This window comes from Martelella sp. UBA3392 (genome assembly GCF_002358775.1).
GTDB classification, from domain to species: Bacteria; Pseudomonadota; Alphaproteobacteria; order Rhizobiales; family Rhizobiaceae; genus Martelella; species Martelella mediterranea.
In genome coordinates, this window is record NZ_DEPM01000240.1 from 1,707 (window position 1) to 13,553 (window position 11,847).

Below are 11,847 nucleotides of genomic sequence, written 5' to 3' on the forward strand. Positions count from 1 at the left end.
CCGGCCTTGGAGCCGTTATAGCCGAGCGGGCCCATGGCCAGCGGATGCGAGCCGGGGAAGCTGTCATTGTGCTGGTAATTGCTGCAGACCGGCGCATCGAGCCGTTCGGCAAGTGCGATCAGGTCCGGGATCGCGCCGGAAAGCACCACGCCAGCGCCCGACAGGATCACAGGGAACTTCGCTTCCGAGAGCAGTTTGGCGGCCTCCGCGACAGCCAGTTCGCCGCCCGCCGGGCGTTCGAAGGCGACGACCTGCGGCAGGTCGACATCGATCACCTGGGTCCACATGTCGCGCGGAATGTTCATCTGCGCAGGCGCGGAATTGCGCCAGGCTTCCATGATCACCCGGTTCAGCACTTCGGGAATGCGCGAGGGGTCGCGGACCTCTTCCTGGTAGCTGACGCAATCGGCGAACAGCCGCATCTGCTCCATTTCCTGAAAGCCGCCCTGCCCGATCGTCTTGTTGGCGGCCTGCGGGGTTACCAGCAGAAGCGGGGTGTGGTTCCAATAGGCGGTCTTGACCGGGGTCACGAAGCCGGTAACGCCGGGGCCGTTCTGGGCGATCGCCATCGACATCTTGCCGGTGGAGCGGGTGAAGCCGTCGGCCATCAGCCCGGCATTGGTTTCATGGGCGCAATCCCAGAAGGTGGTGCCGGCTTTCGGAAACAGGTCGCTGACCGGCATCATCGCAGAGCCGATAATGCCGAAGGCATGTTCGATGCCATGCATCTGCAGAACTTTGACGAATGCTTCCTCGGTGGTCATTTTCATCGTTGTTTTTCCTTACTTCCGTTCGTCACGGTAATGATAGAGTTGATACAGGCCCCATTGGCCGAGCCGGCGGAAGGGCGTCTTCCAACCCTCGTGTTTCAGTTCATTGCCGTAGATCGGCAGGTCGGGGATCGGCTCGCCAGCGACAAGCTGCGCCATGCGGCGGCCGGCCATGGCCGAATACATCACCCCGTTGCCGCCATAGCCGAGCGAATAATAGGCGCCGGGCAGATCCGGCATGCCGGTGATGCGCGGCATCATGTCGTGGGAGACATCGACCCAGCCCCACCAGCTATAGTCGAGTTCGACGCCCGCGAGCGCCGGGAACTTGCGCGCCACGGCATCGCAGAGCCCCTTGAGATGCGCCGGGTTGGAGGCATCGCGCCCGGTGATCGCCGCGCGCGAGCCGATCTGCAGCCGGTTGTCGGGCAGCAGGCGGTAGTAATTGCGCAGCGTACGGGTGTCGGTCAGCGGCGAGAGCTTCCTGATGCCGACGGATTGCAACTCGTCCTCGGTCAGAACGCGGGTGACGACGCTGTTCGACATGATCGGCAGCAGCCGGTCCTTCACCCTGGGATGCAGACCGCGCGGCGCATAGGCGGCCGTGGCGACCGCCACGCGCTTCGTCCGCACCGTGCCGCGCGGCGTTTTCAGATAGTGGACGCCGTCCTTGTATTCCCAGCTCTGAACCGGGCTGTCGGTATGCACCTTCGCGCCGAGTTCGCGGGCAACCCGCAGATAGCCGAAGGCGAGCTTGGCGGCGTGGATGCCGGTGCCGTCCGGCTCCCACATCGCGCCATGGGCCTCCATGTCGCGGGCGACGGTTTCATGCAGTTCCTCGCGCGTCAGCATCCGCGCGCCATAGCCGAACTTGTCGTTCAGAAGCCGCGTCTCCGCCTCCAGCGACGGCATCGCGGATGCCTTGTGGGCGATGTAGTAATGCCCGCCATCCTGCGGCTCGCAGGCGATCGCGTGGTCGCGCACAAGCCCGCGAAACAGGTCGAAGGCCTCAACCATCTCGTCGTGCAGCGCGCGCGCGGTCGGAAGGTCCCAGCGCTCGATCCACTGGCTGCGCTTCAGCCGGCCGGCGCTGATCTGCGCCTGCCCGCCATTGCGGGTGGAGCAGCCATAGGCAACGCCGTTCGCCTCCAGCACCGTCGCCTTGATGCCATGCATCTTGGCAAGGTGGATCGCGGTCGAAAGCCCGGTATAGCCGGAGCCGATCACCACCGCGTCGACATCCATGTCGGAGATCACGGGGCCGTCATCCTCGGGCGTCTCGCCGGCCGTGCCGATCCAGTAGGTCGGCGCGTAGTCGCTGCCCGGGCCGAGCGTGCGGTCGGTCAGGGGATCATAATGCGGATCGAAGGGCTTCGATCCCAGGCGTTTTGCATTGACCTGCATGATCGTCTCACATCACTTGGCTGGTATCGCAGGCCGCTGTTTGCGGATCGCCTGCTTTTCGACAATCCGGCCGTCCCGGATCCGGAACAGGTCAACGCCCTGAACCTCGGTGCGGGTGCCGTCGGGATTGGTGGCGCGGAAGGTCCACTGGCTTACGCCGCGGGTTCCGTCCTCCGACAGGAAATGGCTGTGATCGGCCCATTGAACGTCCGGCATCGCGGTCCAGACGCCGACGAAGGCCTTGGCGATCGCCTCCTTGCCCTCGATCCGGTTGCCGTATTCATGGTCGCCGGCGACGGTGAAAAACACGCAGTCATCGGCGAAATGGGTCATCACACCATCGATGTCGTGGCGGTTGAAGGCGTCGAAGGTGGCCTTCAGGTCGTCTGCGGAGAGTTTTTTAATGTGTGCAGTCATGGGAGTTTTCCTTGCCCTAGTAGCCCATCATTCGCGGCAACCAGAGAGAGATTGCCGGGAAGCTGGCGATGATGAAGATTGCGATGACCGAGGCGATCGCGAACGGAATTGCGCGCAGGCTGATCCGCTCGATCGAAATCCCGGAAATGCCGGATGCGATGAACAGGTTCTCGCCAAGCGGCGGGGTCTGGAAGCCGACAGACAGTGTGCAGATCATCACGATGCCGAAATGGACCGGGTCGATGCCCATCATGTAGGCGACCGGCAGCATGACCGGCACCAGGATCATGATCGCCGCCAGCGTCTCCATGAACATGCCGATGATCAGCAGCAGACCGATAACCATGGCCCAGATCACATAAAGATTGTCGGTCAGCGACAGGATGCCGCCGGCAATCACGCCCGGCACGTCGTTTTCGACCAGAATCCGGCCGAAGATCGTCGCCGCGAACAGCACCAGCAACACGCGGCCCGCAAGCCATGTGGTGGTGTCCAGCGCCTTGATCACCTGCCGGACATCGAGTTCGCGATAGATCACCGCGCCGACGAACAGCGTGTAGAAGATCGCGACGATCGCGGCCTCGGTCGGCGTGAAATAGCCCGAATAGATGCCGCCGAGGATGACGACCGGGGCGAGCAGCGCCCAGAAGCCGTGATAGCCCGCACTGGCAACGCGCCGCAGCGAGAACGGCTCGTCGGATCCATGGAAGCCGCGTATCCGGCAGCGGATATAGTTCATGGTCAAAAGACCGCCCGCCATCACCACGCCCGGCAGGACGCCGGCGATGAACAGTTTGGAGATCGACACCGACTGGAACACGCCATGCGCTTCGATCGCTTCCGGCGGCGGCTGCATGCCCATCGCCGAAATGCCGAAGATCACCATCGGGATCGAGGGCGGAATGATGATGCCGAGACCGCCCGCCGCAGCCGTGACCGAAGCCGCATAGCCGGGGCCATAGCCCTGGCGCGCCATGGCCGGGATCATCAGCATGCCAACGGCGGCCGTCGTTGCCGGACCGGAACCCGAGATCGCGCCGAAGAACAGGCAGGCCATGACGGTGGCCGCCCCCAGCCCGCCGGTGAACGGACCGGCAAGGCTTTCCGCGAAGGCGATCAGCCTGCGCGAGAGACCGGCGGCCTCCATCAGCGCGCCGGCCAGAATGAAGGCGGGCAGCGCCATCAGCGGGAAGGAACCAACCGAAGACCATGCCATCTGCACCATCTTGATCGGGTTGTCGCCGAGATAGAGCATGGCGATCAGCGAGGCGACGCCGAGCGCCACCGTGATCGGCGCGCCGAGGATCAAAAGGCCGAAGAACGAGCCGAACAGGATTTCAATCAGCAGGCTGTCCATCAGGGGTGCCTCCGCTCATAGGCGCGCTGTTCGTCAGCGGCGAATTCCATCGCGGCCTCGACGCTCGCCTTGTCCGGATCGGCCGGGTCGATGCCCATGACCAGTTTCATGTAGTTGACCTGCAGGATGCGGATCGTCATCAGCGTGAACGCGATCGGCAGCGCCAGATAGATGTAGCGCATCTCCCAGCCAAGTGTCTGGGCCTTCACAAATGGTTTCAGGCGGCCGATGAAATCGATTGATTCGATTATGAAAACGATGTTGAAGGCGATCCAGAACGCATCGCCGATCGCCTCGATGATACGGGCCTTCTTGCGCGACATCGCGTTAAGCTGGAAGGTGACGCGGTTATGCGCGGCAATCCGCGCGGCATAGGACGCGCCGAAATAGGCGAACCAGACGAACAGGATGACCGAAAGCTCCTCGATCCAGGTGATCGAGAAACCGAACAACTGGCGGGCGACGATCTGCACGAACAGAAGCGTCACGAACACGGCCAGCAGCACACGGCAGACATGGCTTTCGAACTTGTCGACAAATGACCAGAATGCGGACATGGCAACCTCGGGAGGATTGGCGTGGACAGCGATGGCGGGAGGGGCGCGAGCCTGTCGGTTTTCGGCCTGCCCCCTCCTCCTCTCGAGTCATGCTCGGGCTTGACCCGAGCATCCAGGCGACACGGACAGGCTGCCTGGACCCTCGGGTCAAGCCCGAGGGTGACGCATGAGAGAGAGGACGGGCGGAGCGCAACCGTTGGAGTCAGCGCCCCTCACCCATTACTTCGCCGGTTCGCGGCCGAGCGAGGTCAGCACGTTGTCCAGCACGGCCTTGCCGCCGATCTGGTCGTAGAATTTCGGCCAGACGGCCGTGGTGGCGAGGTCGATGAACTCCTGCTCGTCATTGGCCGGATCGGTGATCTCCATGCCGCGGCTGACAAGCTCCTCCTTGATCTTGGACTCTTCCGCCCGCAGGAATTCCGACGAGGCCTTGGTCGCGGCTTCGCCCGCGGCCAGCACCTGCTGCTGCTCTTCCTCAGACAGGCTTTCAAACAGCGCTTCGGAGATGATCAGCGGTTCGATCGAGAAGATGTAGTGCAGGTTGGTGATATATTTCTGCACCTCGTCGAACTTCATCGCATAGACGGTCATGTAGGGGTTGTCCTGGCCGTCGACGACCTTCTGCTGAAGGGCTGCGAAGGTTTCGCCCCAGGCCATCGGCGTCGGGTTCACGCCCCAGCTCTTGTAGGTCTCGATCATGATCTCGTTCTTGGGAACGCGGATCACCAGGCCCTGCAGATCGTCCACGGTGGAGACCGGCCGCTTGGAGTTGGTCAGCACCCGGAAGCCGGAATAGGCCCAGCCGATGATGCGCACGCCGGCATCCTCGATGGTCTGCTCGATCATCTGCTGGCCGATCTCGCCCTGGGTGAGCTGTTCGGCGTCTTCCTGGCTGAGGATCACGTAAGGCAGCGTCAGCGTGCCGACGGACGGTGAAAACGGGGTGATGTTGTTGATCGCGAGGATCGAGAAATCGAGCGTGCCGGTGGCGGCCGCCGTCACGGTGTCCTGCTCGTCGCCGAGTTGGCCGTTCAGGAACAGCTTGCCGGTCATTTCGCCGCCGGATTCCTGCTCCAGAGCTTCGATAAACGCGAGGCCGAGCGCTTCCTGGGTGCCGCCCGCGCCGTCGCCGACCGCGATGCGGTATTCGGTGGCGCCAGCCGGCAGGCTCAGCGCGAGCGCGGCCACGGCGCCGGTCACAAAACGGGTGAGAATGGTCATGTGTAGTCCCCTACTTTTGGATTGCTACGCCGCTTGATTGAGATCGCGGTCGCTTGACGGCCGTCAAGATTGCAGCAAGCACGGTTCCGCGATATGTCCAGATAGGAGCTTCGTTAGGTCCAGATGAAAAGTACAATCGCAGCCGAGAGCATTTTCCTGCGCGCCGCCGACGCGCCGACCCTACAGGGCCGGCTGGCGGCGGCCTTGGTGCGCGCCATCCTGGAAAGCGGCGCGCGGCCCGGCACCCGCCTGCCGTCAAGCCGCAAACTTGCCGAAGCGCTGAGCCTGTCGCGCATGACGGTGACGCTGGTCTATCAGGAGCTTGTCGGCCAGGGTTATCTCGAAACCCTGCCGCGCTCCGGCGTCGCGGTCGCCTCCACCGCGCCTCATCGCGGATTGAAGGTCGCTGGCGCGACGGCGGGCGACACATCGCTTGACTGGTCGCAGTGGCTTGCAGGCCATCCGCCGCCGCGGCGGGTGATCCGCAAGCCCGCCGACTGGCGCAGCTATCGCTATCCCTTCATCTACGGCCAGCCCGACCCACGGCTTTTCGATCACTACGCCTGGCGCGATTGCGCCCGCCGTGCGCTCGGCAGCCGCGATTTCGGCGATCTTTCCACCGATCGCTACGGCAGCGACGATCCGCTGCTGATCGACTATATCTGCTCCAACACATTGCCCCGGCGCGGCATCCATGCCCGGCCGGATGAGGTGCTGGTCACGCTCGGCGCGCAAAACGCGCTCTATATCGCGGTGGAGCTTCTGTGCCGCGCCGACCGGCCGGCCGTCACCGAGGAGCCGGGCTATCCCGACATCGCCGAGACGCTGCGCCGCTCGCAAAGCCCGGTCACCTTCCTGCCTGTCGACGGGTTGGGGCTGAACCCGGAAACGCTGCCGGACGATACGCGACTGGTGATGATCACGCCCAGCCATCACATCCCCACCGGCTCGACCATGCCGCTCGGTCGCCGCCAGGAGTTGCTGAACCGCGCATCCGCCCAGGATTTCGTGATCGTCGAGGATGATTACGATTTCGAGATGTCCTATCTCGGCCCCTCCGCCCCGGCGCTGAAATCGCTCGATACTGAGGGCCGCGTTCTCTATATCGGCAGTTTCTCGAAATCGCTGTTTCCGGGTCTCAGGATCGGCTATCTCGTGGCCCCCGCCCCGCTGATCGCCAAGGCGCGCGAGCTGAGGACCATGCTGTTGCGCCACCCGCCCGGCCACCTGCAGCGCATCACCGCCTATTTTCTGGCGCTCGGCCATTATGACGCCCACATCGTGCGGCTGCGTGGCGCGATGGTGAAGCGGCGCGCGGTGCTGGATCAGGCGCTGGCGAAAAGCTGCCTGACGCTTGAAAGCGCGGCGGTGGCCGGCGGCGCGAGCGTATGTCTCAGAGGTCCTGACGGGCTCGACAGCGCAAGGCTCGCCGAGGAGCTGAAGGCGGACGGCGTGCTGATCGAGCCCGGCGCTGTGTTCTTCGAAAACCCGCCGGAGCCCTGTCCGCTGTTCCGGCTCGGCTACGGCTCGATCGATTCGTCCGATATACCGCGCGGGATCGAACTGATCGATGCGGCGGTAAAGCGGGCGCTGAAGATTTAAGGCATGGACGAACCGATCGGAATCGATCAGATTCCGGAATATGGTCAGGAGGTCGGAATGGAGCCGGTCGGCGAAATCATTGAAATCTGGCGCTATCCCGTCAGTTCGCTGGGCGGGGAGCGATTGACCTCCGCCGTGCTCGGCAGCGACGGCGTTGCCTTCGATCGCGCCTGGTGCATCTGCGATGCCGAAACCGGCGCGCCCGCAGCACCGGAAAAGGAATTGCGCTGGCGGCCGGCGCTGTTCCTCGGCGCCCGACTTGGCGAGGACAACCGACCAGAGATTGGCTTTCCCGATGGCGGATGGACGGGCGTGGACGACGCGGGACTTGCGGAAAGGCTCGCCAATCACTTCGGCTTCGCCGTCGATGTGCGCCCCTACGCCCGAAATGCCAATGATTCCGGCCCGGTTGCCGTCAACCGCTATCTCCCCTCGCCGATCCACCTGGTGACCACCGATGCGCTACGGCATCTCGCGACGTTGGCGGGTGCAGACGAGGTTTCAAGCCGACGCTTTCGCCCCAATGTGGTGCTGAAGACGCCGGGTCTCGTCGGTTTTCCGGAAAAGGAATGGCTGACGCAGCGGCTGCAGCTCGGCGCGGCGATGATCATTGCCTTCGAGGAAACCCGCCGCTGCGGCATGACGATCGCGCCGCAGCCGGACATTTCCGAGAACGCCGATATCCTGCGCTCGCTCCTGCGTCACAACCGGCGCAATTTCGGCATCTACTGCACGATCGAGGAGCCCGGCTTCATCGCCACCGGCGATATCGCCAGCCGCGCCGCCTGAGCCCTTCAGGCGGCCGTCAGCGCGCCTTCGGCCTCGCTTTCGAGAATCGCGGCTGAAATCACGTCGCCGATGTCGCGCGCGGACGTGATTCCCTGCACGAAGGGGAGCTTGTGCAGCAGGAAGGAGATCGAGCCGCAATAGAGGTTGCGGGAAAGGTTTTCGTTGAAGATCGGCCGGAAGGCCGCATCGAGATCGACGCCGCCGGTGCGCACCATCCCGTCGGCCATAAGACTTCCCCGCGTCGAGGCCGGACTGACCACACCCTGCCCGACCAGCGTCGAAAACGGCAGATCGCGGGCCGAAAGCGAACTCTGTCCGGTGGCGTCGATGAAGGCGTCGAAGCGCAGTTCCTGCCCGTCGAAACGCACGACAGCGCCGCGCTGAACGCACTCATTGTCGATCTCGGCATCGTCGCCGATGGCTTTGACCGCGAGCTTTCCGGCGCGGTGCAACGCCAGCAGCCGGCGGATCGAATCATGCGGCACCGTGGCATAGTCGTCGACGAACACGGTCTTGAAATGCTTGTGAAACCGTTCGAGGTCGGCGGCGTCCAGATGCGGGATCGCGCAAGCGATCACTTCGTGCATGCGCAGGATCGCGTAGCGCCACTCCACGGTATACTGGCGCTTCTGGTTCATCTCCGCCTCGGCGAGATTGCGCGCGGCAAACGCAAACGGATCAGCGGACTGACGTTCTCTGAAATAGGCCGGCGCCAGCGTCTCGACCGACAGCATGGAGAGCCCGATGCGGGCGGCGTAATCGGGATCGGCCAGCGCCAGTTCCTGCCGGAAAAGCGCGAAAATGGCGTCGAGCAGCCCGTGTTCATGGGTGGCAATCAGCCGTTCGATCGCCTCCTCGGTGCAGAAGACCAGCGGGCGATAGGGAATTTCGCAATAGAAATCAGCCTCCGGCAGAATGCCCTTGCGCGACATCATCGTCGCCCGGAAACCTTCCGTATCGGCATGCGGCTGGTATTGCAGATCGCCGTGGTCATCGAGCAGAAACCCGCCATGGGCGGTCGCGACCGTGATCAGCGCGTCGATGCCGCTGAGCGAGGTGCCAAGTATGCCGACCTTTGAGGGCGGGATCGACTTCAGGGCCGGCGCGGGCCAGGGTGAGACGAAGTAACCGGCACGGGTTTCTGTCACCTCCGGCCAGTCATGGCCCGTTGCCAGAACCACATGATCGAACACCGCTTTTTCGTAGTCGCCGGCCGGCGTTTCCACCGTCAGTTCGATACCGTCGCGCATCAGCGCGATGTCGGACACGCGATGCGCGGCCCTGACCGCGATCCGGTGGCCGTTTTCACGCCCCTGCTGAACGAGCCCGAAGAACTGCGCCTGGAGATATTCGCCGAGCACCACGCGGGTATAAAAGGTGCGTTCGGCAATGGCCTCGCGGGCGATGCCGAATTCCTGCAACGCCGCGTCGCTCTGGCGGCGCAGCCACGCGGTCAGGCTTTCGCAGATCGGCGGAATTTCGATACTGGCGATATTGGAGAGCATCGCCCGGTCATTGATGTGCGGCTGGTATGGCATGCCCTTGCCCGGCATGTCCTCGCGCTCGAAAATCGTGATCTCGAGCGGCGCATGCTCGCCGATCAGCCCCTTGAGCGTGTATATCCCGGTGGGGCCGGAGCCGATGATCGCGATTTTGGAGGACATGGAGGAAAACCTCTGGAGCACTATCGTCTTCATAACAGTCGAGCGGCCCCATAAGTTCCCGGTTTGCAGCGGCCTTTCCTTGACGCGCCGGGATATTTCTGGCGCACTCTGCTCAAGCTCGCGCGCATCAAGCGCATAAAAAGGAGACAGGGGACATGATGAGATTGATCGCGGGGAGCGCTTTCGTGGCGTTGCTTTCCGTTCCAGCCGCGGCCCAGCAGGCCGCAGACTCGGTTGCCCCGGAAATCGGCACGACGGAGGCCGGCTTTTCCGCCGCCTCGCCCGAGGTCGAAGCCGCCCTTGCCGCCAAGGCCGAGGGCCGGCCCGTCGAGGCCGAGAAATGGATGGTCGCCGCCGCCAATCCGCTTGCCGTGGAAGCCGGCGCGCGCGTGCTGGCCGAGGGCGGCAGCGCCGCCGACGCCATGGTGGCGGTGCAGGCGGTTCTGGGCCTCGTCGAGCCGCAATCCTCCGGCATGGGCGGCGGGGCGTTTCTGGTCTGGTACGATGCCGCGGAAAACCGGCTGAAGACGCTGGACGGCCGCGAGACCGCGCCGCGCGCGGCAACCCCGAAACTGTTTCTCGACGACAATGGCGAACCGCTTCAGTTTTACGATGCCGTGGTCGGCGGCCGCTCGGTCGGCACGCCCGGCACGCCGATGCTGATGGATGCGGCGCATGAGCGCTGGGGCAAGCTCGAATGGCAGGGCCTGTTCGATGATGCGATCGCGCTGGCCTCGGATGGCTTTGCCGTTTCGCCCCGTCTTGCCGGACAGATCGCCGAAGACAGCGATCGGCTTGGCCGGTTCACCACCACCGCCGACTATTTTCTGCCCGGCGGCGAGCCGCTTGCCGACGGCGATCTTCTGAAGAATCCGGCCTACGCTCAGACGCTGACGGCACTCGCGGCCGATGGAGCCGAGGCATTCTATTCCGGGGAAATCGCCACCGACATTGTCGACACCGTTCGGAACGCCGAAGGCAATCCGGGCCTGCTCGGTCTGGAAGACCTCGCCGCCTATCGGGTGATCGAACGCGATCCGGTGTGCGTGGCCTATCACGGCTATGACGTCTGCGGCATGGGGCCGCCCTCCTCCGGCGCGCTCACCGTCGGCCAGATCCTCGGGCTTACCGCCGAGAAGAACCTCGCCGCGCTCGGACCGGACAACCCGGAAAGCTGGCGGCTGATCGGCGATGCCTCGCGACTCGCCTTCGCCGATCGCGGCCGCTACATGGCCGATACCGATTTCGTGCCGATGCCGCTTGAGGGCCTCGTCGCGCCGGACTATCTGAGGATGCGCGCGAAACTGCTCGATGGCGACCACGCGTTGGAGACGGTGGAGCCCGGCCTTCCCGCCTGGGACCATGCCATGATCCGCTACGGCGACGGGACGGCGATCGAACTGCCCTCCACCACCCAGATCGTCATCGTTGATGCCGATGGCAATGCGCTTTCGATGACCTCCACCATCGAGAACGGCTTCGGCAGCCGGCTGATGACCAGATCGGGCTTTCTGCTGAACAACGAACTCACCGACTTCTCCTTCGCCACCCATGACGAGGCCGGCTATCCGATCGCGAACCGCGTCGAACCCGGCAAGCGGCCGCGCTCGTCCATGGCGCCGACCATCGTCATGAAGGACGGCAAGCCGGTTTTGGTCATCGGCTCGCCGGGCGGCAGTTCGATCATCGGCTATGTGGCGCAAGCGGTGATCGCCTATCTCGACTGGGACATGAACGTGCAGGAGGCCGTCGCCATGCCGCATCTTCTGAACCGCTTCGGCACTTATGACATCGAAGAAGGAACGGACGCGGAAGAGATGGCAGCGCCGCTGGAGGCGATGGGGTTCAAGGTGAAGCTCGGCCCGCAGACCTCGGGCCTTCAGGCGATCGCTATCAAGGATGGCATGCTTCACGGCGGCGCTGACCCGAGACGCGAAGGCATCGCGCTTGGAGAATAATCGCGCCGGCCCGGCAAATGGCGCCAGCGATTGAACTTGGGACCCGAACCTTGCTCCCAATACTCTCTCCCGCTGGCGGGAGAGATGCCCCGAAAGGGGCAGTGAGGG

General features: G+C 64.0%; 10 protein-coding genes. 3 read left to right on the forward strand and 7 right to left on the reverse strand.

The features are described from left to right. The 6 genes from B4E36_RS19105 to B4E36_RS19130 form a co-directional block, all read right to left on the reverse strand. Positions 1–770: thiamine pyrophosphate-binding protein (locus tag B4E36_RS19105; protein WP_345900701.1), on the reverse strand; the 770-nt coding region annotated here is incomplete at its 3' end. Positions 771–782: 12 nt separating this feature from the next. Next, positions 783–2,174 (reverse strand): FAD-binding oxidoreductase, encoded by a 1,392-nt coding sequence (locus tag B4E36_RS19110; RefSeq protein ID WP_345900702.1) that lies wholly within the window; start codon positions 2,172–2,174, stop codon positions 783–785. A gap of 12 nt (positions 2,175–2,186) precedes the next feature. Further along, positions 2,187–2,591, reverse strand: a complete 405-nt coding sequence (locus B4E36_RS19115; protein ID WP_292054647.1) for a nuclear transport factor 2 family protein — start codon at positions 2,589–2,591, stop codon at positions 2,187–2,189. A 16-nt stretch (positions 2,592–2,607) separates the two neighbouring features. Beyond that, the gene (locus B4E36_RS19120; protein WP_345900703.1) at positions 2,608–3,948 is read right to left on the reverse strand and encodes a TRAP transporter large permease; all 1,341 of its coding nucleotides are present in this window, start codon (positions 3,946–3,948) and stop codon (positions 2,608–2,610) included. Next, positions 3,948–4,505, reverse strand: a complete 558-nt coding sequence (locus B4E36_RS19125; protein ID WP_230718982.1) for a TRAP transporter small permease — start codon at positions 4,503–4,505, stop codon at positions 3,948–3,950. Before B4E36_RS19125 ends, B4E36_RS19120 begins: the two co-directional genes overlap by 1 nt. 219 nt (positions 4,506–4,724) lie before the next feature. Beyond that, positions 4,725–5,726, reverse strand: a complete 1,002-nt coding sequence (locus tag B4E36_RS19130) for a TRAP transporter substrate-binding protein (RefSeq protein WP_345900704.1) — start codon at positions 5,724–5,726, stop codon at positions 4,725–4,727. 123 nt (positions 5,727–5,849) lie between these two features. On the opposite strand from B4E36_RS19130, the gene B4E36_RS19135 reads away from it, so the two are divergent. Together B4E36_RS19135 and B4E36_RS19140 are read left to right on the forward strand one after the other, a co-directional pair. Further along, positions 5,850–7,328 carry a PLP-dependent aminotransferase family protein gene (locus B4E36_RS19135; protein ID WP_292054657.1) on the forward strand — a complete coding sequence of 493 codons (1,479 nt, stop codon included), beginning with the start codon at positions 5,850–5,852 and terminating at the stop codon, positions 7,326–7,328. A 3-nt stretch (positions 7,329–7,331) separates the two neighbouring features. Then, positions 7,332–8,117 (forward strand): MOSC domain-containing protein, encoded by a 786-nt coding sequence (locus B4E36_RS19140; RefSeq protein ID WP_292054659.1) that lies wholly within the window; start codon positions 7,332–7,334, stop codon positions 8,115–8,117. Positions 8,118–8,122: 5 nt separating this feature from the next. On the opposite strand, the gene B4E36_RS19145 is transcribed toward B4E36_RS19140, so the two are convergent. Then, complete coding sequence (locus B4E36_RS19145; protein ID WP_292054661.1) at positions 8,123–9,781, reverse strand: FAD/NAD(P)-binding protein; 1,659 nt, start codon at positions 9,779–9,781, stop codon at positions 8,123–8,125. Positions 9,782–9,936: 155 nt separating this feature from the next. On the opposite strand from B4E36_RS19145, the gene ggt reads away from it, so the two are divergent. Continuing rightward, on the forward strand, positions 9,937–11,739 hold the full coding sequence (gene ggt, locus B4E36_RS19150; RefSeq protein ID WP_292054663.1) for a gamma-glutamyltransferase: 1,803 nt from the start codon (positions 9,937–9,939) through the stop codon (positions 11,737–11,739). The last annotated feature ends 108 nt before the right edge of the window (positions 11,740–11,847 follow it).